Below are 22,486 nucleotides of genomic sequence, written 5' to 3'. Positions count from 1 at the left end.
ATGACTGCAGACACTTACAAGGCAACACGCCGGCCCAACCCGCTCGAGCGGCGCGCCTATTGGCGCAATCTGGCGAGTCTGCTTCCCGCTCCGCTGGTGGTCACCGTCTTCCTGGTGTTCCCGCTGCTGCTGATCGTCGGCTATTCGTTCATGGAAGCGAACGGCTACGGTGGCGTGCGGCTCAACTTCAGCCTGGACGCGTACACCCAGCTGCTGTTCGAACGGCAATTGGACGACTCGCTGGCGTTCACCGACGCGTATCTGGCGATCGCATGGCGTTCGGTCGTGATTGCCTTTCTCACGACGGGGATCACGGTGGCCGTCGGCCTTCCGGTGGCGCTGTATATCGCCTTGCAGCCGGCGCAGCGTCGCAGCCGTCTGCTGCTGCTGGTGACCATCCCGTTCTGGACCAACATCCTCGTCAGAACGTACGCATGGATCCTGATGCTGCGCGACTCGGGGGTCGTCAACGGCGTCCTGATGGCGACGGGCATCATCCACCAGCCGTTGCCGCTGCTGTACTCGGACGGCGCGGTACTCGTCGGCCTCGTCTACACCTACTCGCCGTTCATGGTGCTGCCGATCTACTCCTGCCTGGAGAAGATGGACGTTCGCCTGATCGAGGCGGCCCACGATCTCTACGCCACGAAGTGGCAGGCGCTGCGGACGGTCGTCCTGCCGGCCGCGCTGCCGGGCGTGGTGGCGGGGTGCATGCTCACCTTCATCCCTTGTCTGGGCGCGATGATCGCGCCGGAACTGCTCGGCGGCGGCAGAAAGCTGATGCTCGGCAACCTGATTTACCGCCAGTTCACCGAAGCGCGCAACTGGCCGTTCGGCTCCGTCCTCGCCGTGGTGCTGCTGGTGTTGATTAGCGTCTCGGCGCTGCTGGCATCACGTGCACGAGCCAGGTCGGTGCAAGCGATTAAAAGGGAGGCAGCATGAAGCGGGCAAGCGGCAACGGAACATTTTCCGTACGACATTTTCGCGGCATCGGTTGGGTGACCGCGGGGTTCTATGTCTATCTGTATATCCCGATCGTGGCGCTGATCATCTTCTCGTTCAACGGCAGCTCGTCGGCGACCGTCTGGGAGCACTTCAGCTTCCGCTGGTACGACGTCGCGTTGCAGAACGAGGGGCTGCGTGAGGCCGCGAAAAACAGCTTGATCATCGCCGTCATCGCGTCCATCTGCGCGACGGCGCTCTCGACGATCGCCGCGCTGGCGGTAACGCGTGGCACCGGCTCGCGGCAGGTGAGAGCGTCGCAGAGTCTGATCATGCTGCCGCTCGTCGTCCCCGAGATCGTGGTGGCGGTGGCCACGCTGGGCTTCTTCAGCGCGATCGGGCTTTCGCTGGGGCTGGGCAACCTGATCATCGCTCACGTCGTGTTCTGCATCCCGTTCGCGTTCCTGCCGGTACGGGCACGCCTGCAGGACATGGACACCAAGCTCGAGCAGGCGGCGATGGATCTGTATGCGAACGAGTGGGCCTCGTTCCGCCACGTGACGCTTCCGCTGCTGATGCCCGGGATCGTATCGGGCCTGATGCTGGCGTTCGTCGTGTCGCTCGACAACTTTGTGATCTCGGTGCTGATCGCGCAGGCCGGCTCCACCACCTTGCCGATCTTCATCTTCGGCCTGATGCGGATGGGGGTTACCCCGGACGTCAACGCCGCCTCGACCATCATCCTCGCGGTGTCGGTGGCCCTCGTCACCGCCGCAAACCTGATTAACCGCCAAGACCGATCGTAACTGGCGCTCACCCCCCCCACGCAGAAAAGGATGCACCATGAAAAGGAATTTTGTACTGCTTGCCAGCGCATGTGCCTTGTCGTCTGTGACGAATCTTGCTTGCGCAGAAGGAGCCGTCAACCTGTACATCTGGTCGGGCTACATCTCGCCGGCCGCGGTGAAGCAGTTCGAGGCGAAGACCGGCATCAAGGTCAACATCGATAACTACGACTCGGAAGAAACCCTGCTCGCGAAATTGAAGCAGGGCGGAACCGGCTACGACGTGGTGGTTGCGTCGCAGGCGATGGTGCCGGTGCTGGCGCGCGAGCAACTGATCCAGAAGGTCGCGGTGCGCGATCTACCCGGTTACGCGAACATCGTGCCGAAACTGCGCAAGCCGGAGTGGGATCCCGCCGGCGATTACTCGGTTCCGTATCTGTGGGGCACGACGAATTTCGCCGTCGATTCGGCCATCTACAACGGGCCGATCGACAGCCTCAAGGTGCTGTTCACGCCGCCGCCGCAACTGCAGGGCAAGATCAATATGCTCGGCACCGAGGAGATGACCATCGGCATGGCCAGTATCGTCGCCGGCGTACCGCAGTGCAGCGAGGACCCGAAGGACTTGCAGAAGGTCCAAAACATTCTGCTTCAGCAAAAGCCTTTCGTACGTACCTACAGCTCGAAGGCCGGCGCGATCCGGGAGTCGATGGTGTCGGGCGAAATCGCGATGTCTTCGATCTGGAACGGTACCGCGCAGCGTGCTCGTGAACTGAAGAAGACGATTCGCTATTCGTTCCCGAAGGAAGGTTCATTCGCGTGGGTCGACAATATGGTCGTGCCGAAGGGCGCACCGAATCTGCAGAATGCCAAGCAGCTCCTTTCCTTCCTGATGCAGCCCGATGTCGCCGCGCTGAATTCGGCCTTCCTCAAGTATCAGAACCCGATCGCCGGATCGGACAAATACCTCGACAAGGGAATCCGGGAGCTGCCCGAGTTGAACCCGCCGGCCAATGCCAAGCTGGTCTTCCAAAAAGCCTGCTCGGAAAAAGCGGTCCGCATGCATGACCGCATCTGGACGACGCTGCTGAAGTAAGGCGACGAGCGGCCACCGCATGCCTTGTCCGACAAGGCGCTGCACGTGGCCGCCCCGGTCCCGTTTCTATTGGATCCTGACTCATGACCATTGACTCACAGCTGCTTCGGTTTACTGCGCTGGAAATCGTTGGGCTGCTGCGTGCCGAAGCGATCAGCCCCGTCGACCTGCTCGATACCCTGCGCTGGCAAGCGGATCGAGTGGAACCCTATGTGAACGCGCTTCCCATCGTTTGCTGGGAACGCGCCTACGAACACGCGCATGTCTTGTTGAAGAAACCGGTTCAGGAGCGCGGCCTGCTGTGCGGCTTGCCGGTTCCGATCAAGGACCTGACGCCGGTCGCCGGCGTGCGCACCACCTACGGCTCGCGTGTGTACCGCGATAATGTCCCCGAGCGCTCGGACGCGATGGTGACGCGTCTGGAGGAGCGCGGCGCCATCGTCTACGCGAAGTCGAACTCGCCGGAGTTCGGTGCCGGCGGCCACACGAACAACGCCGTGCTCGGCTTGACGCGCAACCCGTGGAATCTGCAGCGCTCGGCCGGCGGCTCGTCGGGCGGCGCCGCCGCCGCGCTGGCCTCGGGTACGGCCTGGCTTGCTCAGGGTTCCGACCTGGCCGGCTCGCTGCGCACGCCGGCGGCGTTCTGCGGGGTGGTCGGCTTGCGCCCGACCCCGGGGCGGATCGGCGACGGCCCGTCGCGCAAGGCCTTCGACACCCTGGCGGTGGATGGGCCGATGGCGCGCAACGTGACCGACGTGGCGTTGCTGCTCGATGCGCTGTGCGGCGCCGCACCGCACTCGCCACTATCTGTCGGCGATGCGGGCGTGCGTTTCCTCGATTACGCCTTGCAACCGAAGCGGCCCTTGCGCGTCGCCTTCAGTCCCAATCTCGGGATGACGTCGGTCGACCCCGAAATCGCACGCGTCTTCCGCCAAGCGGTGGACACGCTCGTCTCGCAGGGTTTCGCCATCGAATTGGTCGAGCTCGATCTCTCCGCGGCGCGGCAGGCGTTCTACACCCTGCGCGGCATGGCGTTCGCGGCGAACTATGGCGGGCTGCTCGCCGAGCACCGGCAGGCGCTCGACCCGAACGTGGTCTGGAACATCGAGTACGGCCTCAAGCTCGACGCGAAACAGATCCGCGACGCGCATAGCACTCGTACCGCGCTGTATCACGAGGCCGTCCAGCTGTTCGATACCTACGACGTCCTGATTTGCCCGACCTCGATCGTTCCGGCCTTCCCCGTCGAGGACGGCTATGTGCGGGAAGCGGCGGGTACGCACTTCGAAACCTATATCGATTGGCTCGCGATTACGTACGCGCTGACCATGCTGTCGCTGCCGGTCCTCTCACTGCCGTGCGGGATGACCAGCGACCACCTGCCGGTTGGCATGCAAATCGTCGGCAAGCCACGAGGGGAGGCCGAGCTGTTGTCGATCGCCCGCGCGATCGAGCAGGTGATCGGCGAGTGGGCCACGTCGGAATCGCAACTCACTACGCTCCTGCGGGAGCTTGATCAGCAGTGCGCCGTGTCTGCGTGACGGCGCGGTAACCATCGAGGTTTTCATCATGTTTGATTCGAATACGACAAAAGCACGCGACATCGCCAGCTTCCTGCATCCGTATACCAATCTGAGCGTCCACGAGAAGGAAGGCCCGCTCGTGATCACTCGTGGCGACGGCGTTTACGTCTTCGACGAAGACGGCAACCGCTATCTCGAGAGCCTGGCCGGGCTGTTCTGCGCGTCGCTCGGCTTCAGCGACGAGCGGCTGGCCGATGCGGCGGATCGCCAAATGCGCAAGCTGCCGTATTACCACGCGTTCGGCCACAAATCGACCGACATTGGCATTGAGCTGGCCGAGAAACTGCTGGAGATTGCGCCGGTTCCGATGTCGAAGGTGTTCTTCGCGAACTCCGGCTCCGAAGCCAACGACACGGCAATCAAACTGGTCTGGTACTACCACAACGCCATCGGCAAGCCGAAGAAAAAGAAGGTCATTTCCCGCACGCGCGCCTACCACGGCGTGACGGTGGCCGCCGCGAGCCTGACCGGTCTGCCGTACGCGCACGGCGACTTTGACCTGCCGATCGCCCGCATTCTGCATACCGAGGGGCCGCATTTCTACCGCTGCGCCGAACCCGGCGAAAGCGAAGAGGATTACGCGACGCGCTGTGCCACGGCGCTCGAGGAGCTGATCCTGAAAGAGGGGCCGGACGAGATCGCCGCGTTCTTCGCCGAGCCGCTGATGGGGTCGGCGGGCGTGATCCTGCCGCCCACCACGTATTTCGAGAAGGTGCAGGCGGTGCTGAAGAAATACGACGTACTGTTCGTCGCCGACGAGGTGATCTGCGCGTTCGGGCGCACCGGCAATATGTTCGGCACGCAGACCTACGACCTCAAGCCGGACATGATCACGGTCGCGAAGCAGCTGTCGGCGGGCTACCTGCCAATTTCCGGCTTGATGATCAACGAGAAGATCTACCGGGCGCTCGTCGCGGAAAGCGAAAAGCTGGGCACGTTCGGACACGGCTACACCTACACCGGCCACCCGGTCGCCGCAGCGGTGGCGCTGGAAGCGCTCCGGATCTATCAGGAAGACGACATCGTGGGGCGCGTTCGTGAGCTGGCGCCGCATTTCCAGGGTCATCTGCAGCGCTTGGGCGAACACCCGCTGGTCGGCCAGGCGCGCGGTGTCGGCCTGATCGGCGGGCTGGAAATCGTGAAGAACAAGCGCACGCGCGAGTCCTTCGCCCCGTCGCGCGGCGTCGCCACCTATGCCGCCAAGTGCGCGCTGAAGCACGGCGTGATCACGCGCGGGCTGAACGACACGGTGACGCTGTGCCCGCCGGTGATCATTACGCGGCAGCAGCTCGACGAGCTGTTTGCCGGGATCGAGGCATCGTTGAACGATGCGCTGGCCTGGATGCAGGCGAGCGAGTAAGCAAGCGGCCGCCCGTGCGGCTCCCGTTCAAGAGAACGCCTACGAGGTTGTGTTTCCATGACTGACGACCAGAACTTTTTCATCGACGGCCGCTGGGTCAATTCGGCCAACGTTAGCGTCATCCCCGTCATCAACCCGGCTACCGAGGGGGCGATCGCCACCGTCGCGCTGGGCGTACCGGCCGATGTCGATCGTGCCGTCGCTGCGGCCCGACGCGCGTTTCCCGCTTACTCGGCGTTTACCCGCCAGCAGCGCGTCGAGCTGTTGGAGTCGGTGATCGCCTCATACCGCCGCCACTCGGACGAGTTGGCCGAAGCTATCTCGCTCGAAATGGGCGCACCGCTCAGCCTGACCCGCAAGGCGCATGTGCCGGTCGGCTTGTCGCACCTGATCCATGCCCTGAACGTGTTGCGCGATTACGCGTTCGACGAGCGGCTCGGCAATACGGTCGTCACCCGCGAGCCTATCGGGGTCTGCGCGCTGATCACCCCGTGGAACTGGCCGCTCAATCAGATCGCGTGCAAGGTCGCCCCCGCGCTGGCCGCCGGCTGCACGATGGTGCTGAAACCGAGCGAGATGGCGCCGCTGTCCGCGCGGCTGTTCACCAAGATCTTGCACGAGGCCGGCGTGCCGCCCGGCGTCTTCAACCTGGTCAACGGCGACGGCGCAGGCGTCGGGCAGGCGCTGGTGACTCATCCCGACGTCGACATGGTGTCATTCACCGGGTCGACCCGGGCCGGCATCGCGATCGCCAAGGCCGCCGCCGATACCGTCAAGCGCGTTCAGCAGGAACTCGGTGGCAAGTCACCGAACATCGTGCTCGACGACGCCGATTTTGCCTCTGCGATCGCGCACGCGGCGGAGACCTGCTTCAAGAACAGCGGGCAGTCGTGCAATGCGCCGACGCGTCTGTTGGTGCCCCGCCGGCGCCAGGAGGAGACGATCGCCATCGCACATGCGGTGGCGGAGCGCACCGTGGTGGGCGACCCGATGGCCCAGGACACGGTGATCGGCCCGGTCGTCGGCCGCGCCCAGTTTGAGCGCATCCAGGCGCTGATCGACACCGGCCTGCGCGAAGGCGCGCGGCTGGTGGCGGGCGGCCCGGGGCGTCCGGAAGGGGTGGAAAGAGGCTATTACGTGCGCCCGACGGTGTTCGCCGACGTGGACAACGGCATGACGATCGCGCGCGAGGAGATCTTCGGGCCGGTGCTGTGCATCCTGCCGTACGACTCCGAGGAAGAGGCGATCCGCATCGCCAACGACACCGAGTACGGCCTGTCCGCCTACGTGAGCTCGGGCGATCCGGAACGGGCACGGCGCGTCGCCCGCCGGATTCGCGCGGGCATGGTGCACCTGAATGGCGCGCCGAGCGACCAGGCGGCGCCGTTCGGCGGCTACAAGCGCTCCGGCAACGGCCGGGAGTGGGGGCGGTTCGGCTTCGAGGACTTTCTCGAGGTCAAGTCGATGTTCGGCTACTAAGAGCGGCTAACAAACCCCTCCCGGCGTTGTTGCGCTGCCTTGCCGTACTCCTTGCACTGTCAGCGGCCGGGCGTCTAGCCGGGACCGTTGCACTGGGGTTTGTTAACCACTCCAAGGGCGCACAACATTTCATGACGGGCTTCCACGGAAGCCCTTTCACAAGGAATCGAGATGGATAGATCTATCCTCGGCGACGGTGCCATTCGCCGGACCACGGCGTACGGGCGCTCGCCGGAAAAGACCTACGCTGGCGTGCTTTCGTTTATGCGCCGCCTGTACACGCGCAAGGTCGAAGGCGCCGATCTGGTGATCTCGGGGGTGCCGTTTGACTTGGCCGCGACGTTCCGGCCCGGCGCCCGCTTCGGCCCGGCCGCGATCAGGGCGGCAAGCGTGCAGCTGGCAAACCTGAAACCCTTCCCCTATGGCTTTGACCCTTTCGAAGACCTGGCGGTGGTCGATGCCGGTGATTGTTATCTGGATATCCATAATCCGATGACGATCAAGCAAAGCATTATCGACCACGCCCGTTCCATACTGAGGTCAAACGCAAGGATGCTGACCTTCGGGGGCGACCACTATGTCACCTATCCGCTGCTCGCTGCGCATGCGGAAAAATATGGAGAACCGCTCTCGCTCATCCATTTCGACGCGCACTGCGACACGTGGCCGGACGACAGTCCCGACAGTCTGAACCACGGGACGATGTTCTATAAGGCGGTGAAAGAGGGGCTGATTGATCCGGCAAGGTCGGTCCAGGTCGGAATCCGGACATGGAACGACGATTTCCTGGGGATGAATATCCTCGATGCACCGTCGGTCCTCGAACAGGGCATCGCGGAAACCGTCGCCCGCATCAACAGGATTGTCGGCGACCGGCCGGCCTATCTCACCTTCGACATTGACTGCCTGGACCCCGCCTTTGCACCAGGAACCGGCACCCCTGTTCCGGGAGGGCTCACGACCGCGCAGGTTCTTGGAATCTTGCGGGGCTGCGGGAGCCTCAATTTGGTCGGCATGGATATCGTCGAAGTCGCACCGGGGTATGACAATAGTGAGATCACCGCGTTAGCCGCGGCGCACATTGCGTGCGAGCTGATCTGCCTGCTGCGGAACCGCAAGGTTTCGGGCCGCTTATAAGCCCATGTAAGAGCCGCTAACAAACCCTCCTGGCCTTGTTGCGCTGCCTTGCCTACTAGCTGTACTGTCTGCGGCAGCGCGACGAGCAAGATCGCTGCGCTGGGTCTTGTTAGTGGCTCTAAATTTGATGCTTCTCGGCGACGAGGTAAGTCGCCATCTACATACCCGGCGTTCGGCCAACGTTGAGACGCCCCGACGGGCTGGCGGGCAGCGAAGGCCCAGCCCGCCGGCCCGCTCCCTGGATGATCCCTCTACGAATTCGATGGGTCTTCCCGCGACCCGCTCGCTACGTCGTTTGCGCTAGGCGAAACATCCTGCACTCGGCTGACAGCGCGAGCAGGTTGGGGTCCCGCTCCCTATTCTTCGGCAGCAACAGCATGATCTGCTGGCGGATCGCGTAGCGGGGGGCCAGCGGGATCAACTGCACCTTCGGGCTGAAATGGGCGACGCGGCCGGGCAGCAGCGCGTAGCCGATGCCGCCGCTGACCAGGTTGGTCAGCGAGAAGATATCGCCGACGCGCATCGCGATCTCGGGCTGGAAGCCGGCCAGTTCGAAGGCCCGGCTGAAGTCCTGGTAGGTGGCAAAGTCTTCGCCGAGCGTGACAAATTTCTTGCCCTTCAAGTCCTGCAGATCGACGCAGTCGCAGGCCGCATACGGCGAGTCGAGCGGGGCGGCGAAGTGGATGTCGTCCTCGAACATCGGCACCGCCAGCAGGTCCGGGCTGGGCGAGCTGCCCTGCAGCGCGATCACGATGGCGTCGAGCTGCCCGTCCTCCAGTTTCTGCAGCAGCTCCCGGTTCGAGCCGAGCGTCAGGTCGACGTCCAGCTCCGAGCGCCGGGTCTTCAGGCCGATCAGCAATTGCGGGATGGTGCGCACCGTCAGCGAATACAGCGCGCCGATCTTGAGCCGGGTGGCGGAAAAGCCTGCCGCTTCGCGAGTCTTCTGGATGCCTTCCTCGCACTCCCTAATGGCCCGGCTGGCATAGTCCGCAAAGGTGTAAGCGGTGGCGAGCGGGATCAGCTTGCGGCCGTCGCGCTTGAACAGCGGGCAGCGCAGGCCTTCCTCCAGCGAGTGCAGCGCACGGTGCACGCTGACGGTGCTCTGGCCCAGCGCGTCGGAGACGCGCGCCATATTGCCCAGCTTCATGAAGCTGAGAAACACCTCTAGTTTCTTGAAGGTGATTTCTTCGTCGATGTTCATGCCGTTTCCTCCGAAACCTAGCCGACAGCGGCCATCATGCCAGACAGTCTGGCGAAATCATTAATTTTATAGTAATGAACCGACGCTTGGGTTGATTGAAGCGGAAATGGCGGCGGGCTAACTTGGGCTCACTTCCCTCTAGTGCTGGAGTGAGCATGCAAGCCGAAACCTCAAGCCCTGCGCAGTGGACCCGGCGGCGCGATGAAAAGCGTCGGCGTCTGGCCAAGGTCGGCCATCTGGCCGACGGCGTGGTACTGCCCAAAGACGATATCGTGGCGGCGCTGGAAGCGCTAATCGCACCGGGCGACCGGGTGGTGCTGGAGGGCAACAATCAGAAGCAGGCGGATTTCCTGTCCCGCTCGCTCGCCAGGGTCGACCCGGCCCGGATCAACCAGCTGCACCTGATCATGCCGAGTGTCAGCCGCCCCGAGCATCTCGACCTGTTCGAACGCGGCATCGCCCGCAAGCTCGATTTTGCCTACGCCGGCGCGCAGAGCCTGCGCATCTCCCAGTTCCTGCAGGACGGCCTGCTCGAGGTCGGCGCGGTGCATACCTATATCGAGCTTTACTCGCGCCTCTATGTCGACCTGACGCCGAATGTGGTGCTGGTGGCCGGCTACAAGGCCGACCGCCAGGGCAATCTATACACCGGCCCGAGCACCGAGGACACGCCGGCGCTGGTCGAGGCGGCGGCGTTTCGCGACGGCATCGTGATCGCCCAGGTCAACGAGATCGTCGACGACCCGCAAGACCTGCCGAGGGTGGACATTCCGGGCTCCTGGATCGACTTCGTGGTCGAGTCCGACAAGCCGTTCTTCATCGAGCCGCTGTTCACCCGCGACCCGCGGCTGATCAAGCCGGTGCATGTGCTGATGGCGATGATGGCGATCCGCGGGGTGTACGAGCGCCACCAGGTGCGCTCGCTGAACCACGGCATCGGCTTCAACACCGCCGCCATCGAGCTGATCCTTCCGACCTACGGCGAAAAGCTGGGGCTGAAGGGCAAGATCTGCAAATGGTGGACGCTGAATCCGCACCCGACGCTGATCCCGGCGATCGAAAGCGGCTGGGTGGAAAGCGTGCACTGCTTCGGCGGCGAGCTCGGCATGGAACGCTATGTCGCCGCCCGGCCCGATGTGTTCTTCACCGGGCGCGACGGCTCGCTGCGCTCCAACCGGGCCTTCTGCCAGATGGCCGGCCAGTATGCGGTCGACCTGTTTATCGGCTCCACGCTGCAGATGGACGGTCTGGCCAACTCGTCTACCGTCACCCACGGCCGTCTGTCCGGTTTTGGCGGTGCACCCAATATGGGTCACGATCCGGGCGGCAGACGACATGCCAGCCCGGCCTGGCTGGACCTGATCGAAACCGACGACCCGCTCGCCCGCGGCCGCAAGCTGGTGGTGCAGATGGTGGAAACCTTCCAGGGCGGTGGGCGCCCGGCGCTGGTCGAAACGCTGGACGCGGTCCAGGTCGGAAAGGAGAGCGGCATGCCGCTGGCTCCGGTGATGATCTACGGCGACGACGTCAGCCATGTGCTGACCGAGGAGGGCATTGCCTACCTTTACAAGGCGCGCTCGCTGGAGGAGCGCAAGGCGATGCTCGCCGCGGTGGCCGGGGTCACCCCGATCGGCCTGCGGCATGACCTGGCGACCACCGCCAGCCTGCGGCAGCAGGGGCTGATCGCGTTGCCGGAAGACTTGGGGGTGCAGCGCGGCGAGGCGAGCCGTTCGCTGCTGGCCGCCAAGAGCGTGGCCGAGCTGGTCGAATGGTCCGGCGGGCTCTACCAGCCGCCGGCCCGGTTCAGGAGCTGGTGATGTACGCCGCGACGATGCTGGACGCGGACGGCCTCGCCGCCCGCGACGGCCGGGCCGACTGGTTGGCCGAACAGGTGGTGGCGGCGCTGATCGACGAGGTGACGCTGGCGCCCAAGCCTGGGCTGGTCGACAGGCGCGGCAACGGCGCACACCACGACCTTAATTTCGAGCTGATGTGCCGCTCCGCTCAGGCCTTGCGGCCGACGTTCAGGGGCATGGCGGCGGCGGGCGCCGAGGCGCTGAGCCCGGAGCTGCTGCGCGAGCGCATCGGCGCGCTGGGCAGGTACGGCGAGGCGGTGATGCTGCGGGCGACCGGCGGGGTCAACACCCATAGGGGCGCGATCTGGGCGCTCGGCCTGCTGGTGACGGCCGCGGCACAGGCCCCGGCATCGCGCACCGCATCCGACATCGCCGAGCGCGCGGCCAGGCTGGCCAGCCAGCCCGATCGATTCGCCCCGCGGCTGACCGGCCACAAGGGCGAGAGGGCCTGCCGGGATTACGGGGTGGGCGGTGCGCGCGGGCAGGCCTGCGCCGGTTTCCCGCATGTGGTGGACGTGGCGCTGCCGACGTTGCGCGAGGCGAGGGCCCGGGGCGCGCCGGAATCGGCGGCCCGGCTGGATGCGCTGTTGGCGGTGATGAGCCGACTGGACGATACCTGCGTGCTGGCGCGTGGTGGCCCTGCCGCCCTGGCCATCGTCCAGTCTGGGGCGGCACGAGTGCTCGACGCAGGCGGGACGGCCAGCGCCGTCGGGCAGGCGGCCCTGCGCCGGCTCGATGCCGAACTGTTGGCGATGCATGTCTCACCGGGGGGCGCTGCGGACCTGTTGGCCGCGGCACTGTTTCTCGATCGTCTGGCTGGCTCGGCAGAGTCCCGCTGGCCACGGACTCTCTGCAACGGCAGCGGATTCAGACAAGGAAAATCGTATGGAAAAGCATGTGTTTGACTATCCGGCCGGCGCGCCGGCCAACGGCCGGGCCATTGCCGGCGTGGTCGGTTCGGGTGACTTGGAGGTGCTGCTGGAGCCGCGGCCGGCCGGCCGCATCCGGGTCGAGATCACCACCTCGGTCGACGGAATGGGCACGGTCTGGCAAGCGCTGCTGGATCGTTTGTTCAGCGAGCGGCAATGGCCGGCGGCCCTGGTCGAGATCAATGATTTTGGCGCGACCCCCGGTGTGGTGCGGTTGCGCCTGGAGCAGGCGCTGGAGGAGCTGAATCATGGCGATTGAGCATCGGAGGACGGCCAGCGAGCTGATCGGGCGGGACAGCTTCATCGAACGCGATGCCCGCCAGCGCGCGCAGGCGCTGCTCGACCAGGGCGGCTTCCGGGAGCTGGTCGGCCCCTTCGAGCGGCTGACTTCGCCCTGGCTCGCGCAGCAGGGCATCGTCACCCAGGCCGACGATGGGGCGGTGGTCGCCAAGGGCACGCTGGATGGCCAACCGGCGGTGGTACTGGCGCTGGAAGGCGCGTTCCAGGGCGGCAGCATGGGCGAGGTGTCCGGCGCCAAGATCGCCGGTGCGTTGGAGCTGGCCGCCGAGGACAACCGCCGGGGCATACCGACCCGGGCGGTGATCCTGTTCGAAACCGGCGGGGTGCGGCTGCAGGAGGCCAATCTGGGTCTCGCCGCGATCGCCGAGATCCACGCCGCGATTGTCGACCTGCGCCGCTATCAGCCGGTGATCGGCGTTTCGGCCGGCACGGTGGGCTGCTTCGGCGGCATGGCTATCGCGGCGGGGTTGTGCTCGTATCTGCTGCTCACGCGCGAGGCGCGGCTCGGCCTGAATGGCCCAGCGGTGATCGAGCAGGAAGCCGGCATCGACGAGTACGACTCCCGGGACCGGCCGTTCATCTGGAGCCTGACCGGCGGCGAGCAAAGGGTGGCGAGCGGCCTGGCCGACGCCTGCCTGGAAGACCACGCGCCGGCGCTGCGCGCCCAGTTGATTGCCTGGTTCAGGTCGGGGCAGCCTGCGACGCATCGCAGCGAGCGGGTCGATCACTATCTGGAACGCCTGGCCCGGGTGGTCACCCGGGAGCAGGCCAGCGCACAGCGCGTGCGGGCTATCTACGCGGAGGAGCAACAGCATGGTTGAACAGGACAGGGCGAGTCGCGGTGCACTCTGGCTGGCGGCGTTGACCGGTGGGGCCGCTTGCGTGGACGGCTATCCCGACTCGGTGCGGGTGGTGGATGCCCAGTTGGCCGGCCGGCCGGCCCGCTATCTGGCGGTGTTGCCCGACCCGGACAACCGTTTTCCGCGTGCGCGAAACGGCGAGGTGGGCTTGGTGGAGGGCTGGCAACTGGCCCGGGCGGTCCGCGAGGTGATTGCCGCCGATAGTGATGCCCAACAGAAGCGGCCGCTTGTCGCCGTGATCGACGTGGCGAGCCAGGCCTACGGCCGGCGCGAGGAAGCCTACGGTCTGCATCTGGCCCTGGCCGCCGCGGCCGAGGCGTATGCCAGTGCACGGCTGGCCGGCCATCCGGTGATAGGGCTGATCGTGGGGCGCGCGATGTCCGGTGCCTTCCTGGCCCACGGCTACCAGGCCAACCGCTTGCTGGTGCTGGACGATCCGGGCGTGCTGATTCACGCAATGGGCAAGGAGGCGGCGGCGCGGGTTACCCTGCGCTCGGTCGAAGAGCTCGAGGCATTGGCGTCACGGATTGCACCGATGGCGTATGACGTCGGCAGCTATGCGTCGCTGGGCCTGCTGTGGCGCTTGCTCACGGTCGGTAACCCGGATGTCCCGCTTCCGAGCGATCTGGACATGGTTGAGGGCGCCTTGCTGGCAGCACTGGAAGATATCCGCAACACGGCCTCGCGCGGGCTGGAGAGCCGGCTCGGCGCTGCCAACCGCGCTGCGTCGGTTGCCGTGCGGGAGCGCCTGCGGGCGCAGTGGTCCTGAACCGGACCGCTTGTATGGTCGCGGCCTTCCATGCCGGGCTGGGTTGCCTGCTGGGGCCGTCGGTGCTGTTTCTCGCGACCAAGGCGATCATGGTCTGACCCCATCCTCCTCCGTGACCCAGGCGAGTCTCACCCGTTATCCAGGGGCCATGACACGGTTGCGGCGTTCTTGGGAACGCCGCTTTTTTCCCTTCTTGCGGGTGAACGACCCTACCCGAACAACCTGGTGTAGCGCTATGACGAGTCCCGAGACAAACCTGCGGCCCGGGCGTCGGCCGCATGACTTGCTCTGGTGTACCGATCCTGCCGGCTTGATCACGAGCGAGCCTTTGCCGGATTGGGTGAGTAGCCATTGGCTGGCGCAAGCCCCGCTGGTGATGCGGCGGGCCATGTACGGGCAAGGCGCCAGCCTGCCGGTCGGGGTGCGAGGGCTGCGACGCGAGCAGCGTCTGGCCGCCTGGTTGCCTCTAGCGCAGGTTGGCCGAATCGTCACGCCCGAGGCTTTGGTCCTCGCGGAGGCGTGGCGGGGCTCGGCGCTGGCGGAGTCGGCGGCGGTGGCTAGTTTGCGAGTGCTGGCGCCAGGCTTGAATCAGCTCGGACTCGCTTGGGGGCCGACTGGCAGCGTCGGCTTTGCCCTGGCCACGGACCTGCCGGTTTTGAGGCCGCACAGCGATCTCGACCTGCTGATCCGCATGCCCGAGCCTCCCGCTGCGTGGCAGATAGCGGCCTTGCGGATGCTCATTAGCGGAGGACGCTGCCGGCTGGATATCCAGATCGATACCGGCCATGGCGGCTTTGCGTTTGCCGACTGGGAGGCAGGACGCCGGCAGGTGCTGCTCAAAACCGATCGAGGCCCGCTGCTGGTGACCGACCCTTGGCAGCCAGGGACGATGGAGGCTGTAGCGTGAGTGTGTTGTTCAGCTTTCCCGGGCAGGGGGCGCAGCGTGCAGGCATGCTGCACGCCTTGCCCGACCACCCCGAGTCGAGACGTACTCTGCAGGAAGTCCAGACGACGCTGGGGCTTGACCCCTTGACGCTGGACGAGGAGGCCGCGCTGGCCTCGACTGAAGCGGTGCAGCTGTGCTTGCTGATTGCCGGTGTGGCAATGGCCCGGGTTTTGGCGGCGAACCGGGCGGTCCCTGACATGGTTGCCGGCTTGTCGATTGGCGCCTGGCCGGCGGCGGTGACCGCCGATGTGCTGGAGTTTGCCGATGCGCTCAGGCTGGTGGCCTTGCGCGGCCAGCTGATGCAGCAAGCCTATCCGTCCGGTTACGGTATGGCGGTGATTCTGGGCCTGACGGTCCAACAGTTGCAGCCGCTGCTGGACACCGTCCATACGCCGGAAACCCCGGTCTATCTTGCCAACCTGAATGCCCCGACCCAACTGGTCATCGCCGGCGCTGAGTCCGCCTTGGAAGCCGCAATGGGGCTGGCTCGTCGCCAAGGTGCAAGCACAACTAAACGGCTGGCCGTGAGTGTGCCTTCTCATTGTGACTTGCTGGCGGCGTCAGCGGCCCAACTGGCCAGCGCAATGGCAACCGTTCCCTTGCGACGGCCGCGCGCTGTTTATCTCAGCGCCGCTACGGCGCGTGCGCTGTTTGACCCGGAGCGTATCCGCGATGATTTGGCCTTCAATATGGCGCGCCAGGTGCACTGGCACGATACGGTGTGTCATGCCTATGAACGGGGCGCGCGGCTAGCCGTGGAGATGCCCAGCGGCAACGTGCTGACCGCTTTGACCCGCAAGGTGTTCCTGCCCGGGAATGCGGTTTGTAGTGAGACGAACCGGCTGGATAGTTTGGTGCGCTTGATCCATGAGGAAACATAGGGCGCATCAGGTGGCGATGATTCTCTGATTGACGGTGGAGCACTTGCATTCCCGATTCAGCATTGCCGTCGGTCGGCCAAGTGGCCTGTGAGGGGTGCGACCACGAACCAAGGCGACGTAGAGGTGGCTTTGCCACGATACGGTAAACGTACCGTCGCCAGGGGACACGGGTAGAATGCCGAATTAGCCAAGGAAACCCCGCCATGAAAAAAACCGACCTCGAAAAGAACAAGGGCCTCAAGATCAACAGCCAGATGATGGGCAAGGCGACCCCGGCGCGCTTCGGCCAGGCCGCTGCGGCGCCGCTCGACAAGCGTGAGCAGCGCAAGCTCGACCAGGCGCAGGGCCTGGTGCCGTTTGCGGTGAAGCTCAACAGCGCCCTGGTTGGCCAGCTGCAGGCGCTGGCGACCGAACGCGAAATCGGCATGAACGATCTGGTCGCCGAGCTGCTGAAAAAGGGCCTGGCCGACTGACGCGCTAAACGGTTGGCCGAACGACAACGGCCGGTCGCGGCAAGGGGTATCTGCGGCGGCCGGCCGTTGTCGTTTCCGCGTGGTTCAGGCAGCGAGCGGCTCGTCCAGATTGAATTGCCAGCGGCCGCTGGCGTTGCGTTCCGGCCGGATCGGGCAGCGGTACGCCTGAGTCAGCGTCGTCTCGCGCAGCACCTCGGCCGGTGTGCCGGCGGCCAGCACCTTGCCCTCGTGCATCAGCACCAGCCAGTGCGCGTGGTTGGCGGCGAGGCTCAGGTCGTGCAGCACGGTGATCACGCTGCGGCCGGTTTCGCTGACCCGACCGAGCCAGCGCATCAGTAGGTACTGGTGGCGCAGGTCGAGGTGGTTGGTCGGTTCGTCGAGCAGAATGGCCGGCGTGCCTTGCGCGATGGCGCGGGCGATCGCGGCGCGCTGGCGCTCGCCACCGGATAGATTGCTCAGGCGGCGGGACCGGTAGTCGTCAAGCTCCATCGTCGCCAGCGCGGCGTTCACTTCCTGATAGTCCTCGTGACCGGCGCGGCCGAACAGGCCCAGACGCGGACGGCGGCCGAGCATCACATACTCTTCCACCGACAGCGCCGACTCGACCGCGCTGTGCTGCGCGACCCACGCCACGTGCCGGCCACGGTTGCGCTCGGGGCGCCAGGGTTGGCCGAAGAAGTCGACCGATCCCTCGGCCTGGATGAAGCCGGCCAGCGCCTTCAGCAATGTGCTCTTGCCGGCGCCGTTGGCGCCAAGGATGGCGATCAGCCGGTTGGCCGGCAGCTCGAGGTGATCGACGTCGAGCAGGGTGCGGTCCTGACGGCGCACGCGCAGTTGTCTGGCCTGGAAAACCGATTTAGTCATTGCGACCTCCTTGCTGGCGGAACAGTAGCCACAGCAGAAACGGCGGACCGGCAAACGCCGCGATCACACCGGCGGGTAGGTCGATCGGGTAGGCGATATGCCGCCCGAGCGTGTCGATCGCCAACAGAAACAGCGCACCGGCCCAGGCGGAGCGCCAGATCAGCTTGCGTCGACAGCCGCCCGACCACAGCGCGATCGCGTTGGGTACCATCATGCCGACGAAACCGATGATGCCGGACACCGACACCGCCGCGCCGGTCAATAGTGCGGCGGCAATCGCGGTCAGCGTGCGGGTGTGTTCGACCTTGATGCCGAGCGAGGCCGCGGTGTCTTCGCCGAGCATCAGGCAGTCGAGGTCGCGCCCGAGCGCCAACAGCAGCGCCAGCCCCAGGACCATGATCGCGCCGACCTGGCCGAGCGAGGAGAAGCCCGCGTCCGACAGATTGCCGGCCAGCCACGCCATCGCGCCGCGCAGTGCCATATCGTCCGACATCAGCATCAACAGGCTGATGACGGCGCCGCAGAACGCCCCGACCACCACGCCGATGATCAAGAGCCCTGCCTGGCCGCCGTTGACCAGGCGGTTGAGCACCAACACCACCACCGTGGCGGCTAGCCCGCCGGCGAAGGCGGCAAATGGCACGGCGAAGCCGGTGACGCCGCCGGCGATGACGGCGACCACGCCCAGTGCCGCGCCGCTCGAGGTGCCGATCAGTGCCGGGTCGGCCAGCGGGTTGCGGAACAAGGCCTGTAGCGCCGCGCCGCTCGCGGCGAGCGACGCGCCGACCAGCAGCGCCGCGGCGATCCGCGGCAGGCGCAGCTCGGTGACCAGCGGGTCGTCGAAGCGCGGCAGCTGCCAGTCGTGCGCACCGAGGCCGGCGGCCAGCCAGACGGTACACAGGGTCAGCGCTACCATCGGCAGCGTCACGCCTCTCATCGAGCCAGCTCCGCTAGGCGACGGGCGTTGGCCGGGCTGTCGGTGCCCAGGCGCAGGAACTGGTTGGCTGGCAGTTCGAACACCTTGTCGCTCTTGCCGGCCGGGCTGGCCGCGACTTCGGTGCGCGCCTTGAGCGAAACCAGGCCGCCGTAGACCGGCTTGTTGTGACCGGCGACGATGATCACGTCCGGCTTGGCCGCCAGCCAGGCCTCGCGGTTCAACTGCTTGAAACCGTCGATATTGGCGGCGGCGTTGATGCCGCCTGCGGCGCGGATCAGCGTGTCGGCCGCGGTGTTGCGCCCGGCCACCTGGCGGCCGTCGTAGCTCAGCAGGTAACGCACGCCGGTCTGGCGGGCCGGCTGCATCGCCGCCTGCCAGCCATCGGCCAACTGGGCGGCTTGCACCGGCTTGCCGATCAGCTCGCCGATGCGACGGATGCCAGCGATGTAGTCGCGGCCGTCTTCGTGCTGGGCGATTTCTTCGGTGCGCAGGCCGAGCTTCTTCAGCTTGGCGTAGATGCCCGGCGGCTGCGCCATGCCGCTGCCGAGCACCAGCGATGGCTTGAGCGCCGCGATCGGTTCGACGGATAGCGAGCGCGACAGGCCGATCACCTTGGCCGAAGCCAACTCCGGGTTCTTCGCCATCTGGTCGCGACCTATCACATCGCCGCCGGCCTTCAGTGCGACCAGAATGTCGGCGACGTCCGGGGTCAGCACCACGATCCGCTCTGCCGCTCCCGCCGGCAGAGCGGTCGCGGCCGCCAGGAAGGCAAGGGCGAGCTTACGCCGCATCGCGGGCCTCCAGGGCCGGCAGGCCGGTCGCCAGCGCCGTCCAGGCCGGGTTTTCCTGCTGGCCCTCGCGGCGCTCGCCGAAGAACGTCACTAGGGTGTTGCCGTCCTTGTCGAGCAGCTCGACCGCGGTCAGCATGCCGTCGACGATAGGGCGGCGTACCAGCCAGATCTGGTCGACCAGCGTTTCCAGCAGATGCAGATTGAAGCCCGGATCGAGGATGTTGATCCAGTCGTCGACGCGCTTGATGCGCTGCAGTTTGCCGGTGTGGATCTGCACCAGGCCGCGGTTGCCGACGAAGACCATGATCGGGGTATGTGCCTCGACGGCGCGGTTGAGCAGCACCTCGGTGGCACTGGTGTCGAGTCGCCAGCTATAGCCTTCCGGCGCCAGCTCAAAGGCTCGGCGGCGCGATACGCCGTGGCGCTTGAGCATGCCGTGAAAATGGTGGACGTCCTGCAATCCCAGCCAGTCGGCGTGGAAGGCGGCGAGGTCGACGTCGGCCGGCGCGGTCTTGGTCGGGTCGGCCTTGGCCAAGGTCAGCGGCTGGCTGGCTTCGCCGTGTTCGGCCAACAAGGCGTCCCAGGCGTCGAGCTTGCTGTGCTCACCGAGGAACAGCTTGTGCACGGCGTCGCCGAATTCGTCGTAGACCTGGATCGAGCGCTGTTCGCCGCGCGGAGTGTTGAGCTTGAGCGCGAACAGGTGTACCCAATGCTTGAAGAAGAAGCGCAGGTCGAGGCCTTCCGGGTTGAGCGCCAGGCCCATCGTTTCGCCCAGGCTCAGGTTGGCGTATTCGCCGTCCTTCTCGTGCACGGCGGCGGCGTTGCGGGTGATCGCCTTCAGCTGGCCGAAGCCCTCCAGGCGCTTCACCAGTTCGACGGCGCCGAGGTCCAGGCGCACAGCCTGCGGCAGGCCGGCGACGATCTCGCCTTCGCTGACGCCGAGTGCGTCGGCGGCATCGCGTTGACGCAGCGACGGTTGGCTGGCTTTGAGCGCCTGGTAACGTTCGAACAAGGAGGGGGGCATGCTCTTATCCTCTGAATGATGTGGCGGCTCCACCGGTACGGCGGTGCTAGCTACGTCGGGGTTGCGGTTCTGTCTTAACTTAAATGTCGTCGAGACAAGACGAGTCCGCTGCCGTGAGTCGGCGGCATCCAGAGGAGCGGGGCTTTTCAGGCCCGAGCACCAGCCGGAGAGGCGCTCTGGCGACAGGTAACGGCCGGTCCTAGTCGGACCGGGTCTTGCTCTCTGTCGCGCCATGGCTGGCTGGCGGCTGGCTGGTGGCGCAGGGTGTGGCTAGATGATCGGTGTTACTTGATCAGGATCAGCCGGTTATTACGGGTCAGTTGCAGGCGGTAGTTTTCGCCTGCATGGCGGATCACGATTTCGCGCGCGCCGTCGAACAGGGTGCGCGAATCCAGCGCTGCGACTTGCAGCACGGTTGGCTGGGTGGTCGGCGGGGTCGGTCGGTCTGGCGTGATCATCGTCTCTCTCCAAAATAACAACAATGATAATAATTAGCATTTGCGTTAAAGGCAAGTTCGCTTAGCCGAAAGCATAATGATTTTTCGTGCACAAGATCTTGGTCAGTGTGCGACAGCGGTTTGTTCAGACAAAAAAAGGCGGAGCCGGGTGGCTCCGCAAAGTGAGAGACAAGCAAGAAGCGTTTGACTGTTCGTGATCAACCTACCAGTTGCCACAGCGTGGTCGAGCTGGCCGGATTCCAGTTGGCGCCAACCCAGGCGGTGTGCGCCTGCAGGCACTTGTAACGCTTGCCCTGGTAGCTGACCACCTGGCCGACCGTGTAGGCGACACCTTCGCGCCATTCGCTGCCGCCGGTGCTCGGCAGGGTGGTGTCGATCTGGGTGGTGTACTTCGGATACGAGGAGCTCAGGTAGATCCGGTTGGCCATGCTGTCGTCGACCGGCGTGATGGCGCCGCTGCTTCCGAGTACACCGATCTTGACGATGTTCGAGCTAGCGTTGACCTGACGGGCGAGCGTGGCCGGCCACAACTGTGCGCTGCTGTTGGCGGCGGTCAGCGTGACGCTGTAGCTGGCGGCGTCGCCGCCCTGCGCATTGAATACGCGCAGCGTCAGCTTGGTGCCGGTCGGCAGGTTCTGCTGGGCACGTACCTGATCGATTTCCTTCCAGGTGGTGGCCGGTGGCGGCGGGGTGCTGCCGCTATCGCTGAACTTCACGTCCGAGCACGAGTAGAACGCTTCGGCGCTATCCGAGCGCTGCCAGACCGCGTAGATCACGTGCTGACCGGTCTTGCCCTTCGGCAGCTGTGCGGTGATGCGGTAGCGCTGGTCCGGGTCGACCGGCAGATTGCCGACTTCGGCAAACTGCTCGAGATCGGACCATTTGAGCGACGCGTTCGGGTTCCAGCCGTTCTTGGTGACGTACAGGCGCCAGTAGCGGGTCTGGTGCGGGGCCGTGGCGTGGAACACGAATTCGAAGTTGCCGGTGGCGTTCGGGGCGATCGGCGTGGTGACCCAGTCGGAGCGCGCCAGGTTCATGCCCTTGTAGAGCTCCTTGCCGCCACCGCACAGCTGGCCGTCCGGCACGAAGGCCTGGTGGTTGCCGTTCGGCAGCTGGTTGACGCCGTTCCAGTCGTACAGTGCCTGCGGGCCGCCGACGCGCACTGCTTCGCGGCAAGCTGTCGATTTCGGAGACTCGGGGCCTTCCTTGAAACAGTTGTAGATACGGCTGAGCGGCACTTCCATGCTGCCGTGAGCCTGCGCGGCGAGCGGGGCCAGCAGGCCCAGGGCAAGAGTCGGTATCACCAAGGATTTCACGGGATAGTCTCCAGGTGGTTGTGACGGGGTGCCACTATCGGCGGGTATCGGGTGCTGACTATTTGTAAGCAAATAGCAGTTAATGACGAATTGATTTAATGCGAAATATTTTTGGCATAAATATATTAACGTGTAAATGATAATTGCGTTTTTCTCTAGCGCTCGACGAGGACGGACAATTGGTCTGCATCGGGTGCTTTGTGAACCGGGGGTGCTCAGGCTTCGGCAGGGCGTCGCCCGGTGCTATGCTGGCAACCGGACGAGTCAAGGTGATGTGGTGCGTGCTGGTATGTATCTAATTTGGATCGGATGGCTTTACTTCGTGGTGATGTTTTCGGTGGCGCAGGGCAGTGTTGCGCGTGGCATGCTGATGCTGGTGCTGCTTGGCGTGCTGCCGACACTATTCACGGGCTGGGTATTGCGCCAGCGGCGGCGCAACCGGCAGGCGCATGCCTTGGAAAAGCAGGATATGCGTGGCAAGACTTGAGTCATCTCGGTC

General features: G+C 65.3%; 24 protein-coding genes. 17 read left to right on the top strand and 7 right to left on the bottom strand.

Annotated elements, in window-relative coordinates:
* The 7 genes from ACZ2IA_RS02315 to speB all read left to right on the top strand — a co-directional run bounded on the left by ACZ2IA_RS02315 (position 1) and on the right by speB (position 8,382).
* Positions 1–942 (top strand): ABC transporter permease, encoded by a 942-nt coding sequence (locus ACZ2IA_RS02315; RefSeq protein WP_470290951.1) that lies wholly within the window; start codon positions 1–3, stop codon positions 940–942.
* The gene (locus ACZ2IA_RS02310; RefSeq protein WP_470290950.1) at positions 939–1,748 is read left to right on the top strand and encodes an ABC transporter permease; all 810 of its coding nucleotides are present in this window, start codon (positions 939–941) and stop codon (positions 1,746–1,748) included. Before ACZ2IA_RS02315 ends, ACZ2IA_RS02310 begins: the two co-directional genes overlap by 4 nt.
* A gap of 37 nt (positions 1,749–1,785) precedes the next feature.
* A complete protein-coding gene (locus ACZ2IA_RS02305) occupies positions 1,786–2,823 on the top strand; it encodes an extracellular solute-binding protein (RefSeq protein ID WP_470290949.1) in 1,038 nt (345 codons plus the stop codon).
* A gap of 83 nt (positions 2,824–2,906) precedes the next feature.
* Positions 2,907–4,364, top strand: coding sequence for an amidase (locus tag ACZ2IA_RS02300; protein WP_470290948.1), 1,458 nt, complete (start codon positions 2,907–2,909; stop codon positions 4,362–4,364).
* A 28-nt stretch (positions 4,365–4,392) separates the two neighbouring features.
* Complete coding sequence (locus ACZ2IA_RS02295) at positions 4,393–5,766, top strand: aspartate aminotransferase family protein (protein WP_470290947.1); 1,374 nt, start codon at positions 4,393–4,395, stop codon at positions 5,764–5,766.
* A gap of 57 nt (positions 5,767–5,823) precedes the next feature.
* Positions 5,824–7,245 (top strand): aldehyde dehydrogenase family protein, encoded by a 1,422-nt coding sequence (locus ACZ2IA_RS02290; protein WP_470290946.1) that lies wholly within the window; start codon positions 5,824–5,826, stop codon positions 7,243–7,245.
* A 171-nt stretch (positions 7,246–7,416) separates the two neighbouring features.
* Positions 7,417–8,382, top strand: coding sequence for an agmatinase (speB, locus tag ACZ2IA_RS02285; protein WP_470290945.1), 966 nt, complete (start codon positions 7,417–7,419; stop codon positions 8,380–8,382).
* A 286-nt stretch (positions 8,383–8,668) separates the two neighbouring features.
* Here the strand turns inward: speB and ACZ2IA_RS02280 are convergent, their stop codons facing one another.
* The gene (locus tag ACZ2IA_RS02280; protein ID WP_470290944.1) at positions 8,669–9,583 is read right to left on the bottom strand and encodes a LysR family transcriptional regulator; all 915 of its coding nucleotides are present in this window, start codon (positions 9,581–9,583) and stop codon (positions 8,669–8,671) included.
* 155 nt (positions 9,584–9,738) lie between these two features.
* On the opposite strand from ACZ2IA_RS02280, the gene mdcA reads away from it, so the two are divergent.
* The 9 genes from mdcA (at position 9,739) to ACZ2IA_RS02235 (ending at position 16,597) form a co-directional block, all read left to right on the top strand.
* Entirely contained in the window at positions 9,739–11,400 is a 1,662-nt protein-coding gene (gene mdcA / locus ACZ2IA_RS02275) for a malonate decarboxylase subunit alpha (RefSeq protein ID WP_470290943.1), read from the top strand.
* A complete protein-coding gene (locus ACZ2IA_RS02270; RefSeq protein WP_470290942.1) occupies positions 11,400–12,344 on the top strand; it encodes a triphosphoribosyl-dephospho-CoA synthase in 945 nt (314 codons plus the stop codon). Before mdcA ends, ACZ2IA_RS02270 begins: the two co-directional genes overlap by 1 nt.
* Positions 12,325–12,627 carry a malonate decarboxylase subunit delta gene (locus ACZ2IA_RS02265; protein ID WP_470290941.1) on the top strand — a complete coding sequence of 101 codons (303 nt, stop codon included), beginning with the start codon at positions 12,325–12,327 and terminating at the stop codon, positions 12,625–12,627. The genes ACZ2IA_RS02270 and ACZ2IA_RS02265 overlap by 20 nt, the downstream gene beginning before the upstream one ends.
* Entirely contained in the window at positions 12,617–13,489 is an 873-nt protein-coding gene (locus tag ACZ2IA_RS02260) for a biotin-independent malonate decarboxylase subunit beta (protein ID WP_470290940.1), read from the top strand. Before ACZ2IA_RS02265 ends, ACZ2IA_RS02260 begins: the two co-directional genes overlap by 11 nt.
* Entirely contained in the window at positions 13,482–14,297 is an 816-nt protein-coding gene (gene mdcE / locus ACZ2IA_RS02255; protein WP_470290939.1) for a biotin-independent malonate decarboxylase subunit gamma, read from the top strand. Before ACZ2IA_RS02260 ends, mdcE begins: the two co-directional genes overlap by 8 nt.
* A gap of 14 nt (positions 14,298–14,311) precedes the next feature.
* The gene (locus tag ACZ2IA_RS02250; RefSeq protein WP_470291163.1) at positions 14,312–14,395 is read left to right on the top strand and encodes a hypothetical protein; all 84 of its coding nucleotides are present in this window, start codon (positions 14,312–14,314) and stop codon (positions 14,393–14,395) included.
* A gap of 137 nt (positions 14,396–14,532) precedes the next feature.
* On the top strand, positions 14,533–15,204 hold the full coding sequence (locus tag ACZ2IA_RS02245) for a malonate decarboxylase holo-ACP synthase (RefSeq protein WP_470290938.1): 672 nt from the start codon (positions 14,533–14,535) through the stop codon (positions 15,202–15,204).
* Positions 15,201–16,124: a malonate decarboxylase subunit epsilon gene (mdcH, locus tag ACZ2IA_RS02240; RefSeq protein WP_470290937.1), complete on the top strand. Its 924-nt coding sequence runs from the start codon at positions 15,201–15,203 to the stop codon at positions 16,122–16,124. Before ACZ2IA_RS02245 ends, mdcH begins: the two co-directional genes overlap by 4 nt.
* A 203-nt stretch (positions 16,125–16,327) precedes the next feature.
* Positions 16,328–16,597, top strand: coding sequence for a hypothetical protein (locus ACZ2IA_RS02235; RefSeq protein ID WP_470290936.1), 270 nt, complete (start codon positions 16,328–16,330; stop codon positions 16,595–16,597).
* A gap of 84 nt (positions 16,598–16,681) precedes the next feature.
* On the opposite strand, the gene ACZ2IA_RS02230 is transcribed toward ACZ2IA_RS02235, so the two are convergent.
* The 6 genes from ACZ2IA_RS02230 to ACZ2IA_RS02205 all read right to left on the bottom strand — a co-directional run bounded on the left by ACZ2IA_RS02230 (position 16,682) and on the right by ACZ2IA_RS02205 (position 21,987).
* On the bottom strand, positions 16,682–17,461 hold the full coding sequence (locus tag ACZ2IA_RS02230; RefSeq protein ID WP_470290935.1) for an ABC transporter ATP-binding protein: 780 nt from the start codon (positions 17,459–17,461) through the stop codon (positions 16,682–16,684).
* Positions 17,454–18,398: a FecCD family ABC transporter permease gene (locus ACZ2IA_RS02225; protein ID WP_470290934.1), complete on the bottom strand. Its 945-nt coding sequence runs from the start codon at positions 18,396–18,398 to the stop codon at positions 17,454–17,456. Before ACZ2IA_RS02225 ends, ACZ2IA_RS02230 begins: the two co-directional genes overlap by 8 nt.
* Entirely contained in the window at positions 18,395–19,189 is a 795-nt protein-coding gene (locus tag ACZ2IA_RS02220; protein ID WP_470290933.1) for a heme/hemin ABC transporter substrate-binding protein, read from the bottom strand. Before ACZ2IA_RS02220 ends, ACZ2IA_RS02225 begins: the two co-directional genes overlap by 4 nt.
* The gene (locus tag ACZ2IA_RS02215) at positions 19,179–20,213 is read right to left on the bottom strand and encodes a hemin-degrading factor (protein WP_470290932.1); all 1,035 of its coding nucleotides are present in this window, start codon (positions 20,211–20,213) and stop codon (positions 19,179–19,181) included. Before ACZ2IA_RS02215 ends, ACZ2IA_RS02220 begins: the two co-directional genes overlap by 11 nt.
* 284 nt (positions 20,214–20,497) lie before the next feature.
* A complete protein-coding gene (gene hemP, locus ACZ2IA_RS02210) occupies positions 20,498–20,671 on the bottom strand; it encodes a hemin uptake protein HemP (protein ID WP_470290931.1) in 174 nt (57 codons plus the stop codon).
* Positions 20,672–20,868: 197 nt separating this feature from the next.
* Positions 20,869–21,987: a lytic polysaccharide monooxygenase gene (locus ACZ2IA_RS02205; protein ID WP_470290930.1), complete on the bottom strand. Its 1,119-nt coding sequence runs from the start codon at positions 21,985–21,987 to the stop codon at positions 20,869–20,871.
* Between the two features lie 289 nt (positions 21,988–22,276).
* On the opposite strand from ACZ2IA_RS02205, the gene ACZ2IA_RS02200 reads away from it, so the two are divergent.
* Complete coding sequence (locus ACZ2IA_RS02200; protein ID WP_470290929.1) at positions 22,277–22,474, top strand: hypothetical protein; 198 nt, start codon at positions 22,277–22,279, stop codon at positions 22,472–22,474.
* Positions 22,475–22,486 lie beyond the last annotated feature (12 nt).

The organism is Crenobacter sp. CS_VA4 (assembly GCF_055597485.1).
This window is presented reverse-complemented; position numbering and strand designations above follow the sequence as displayed.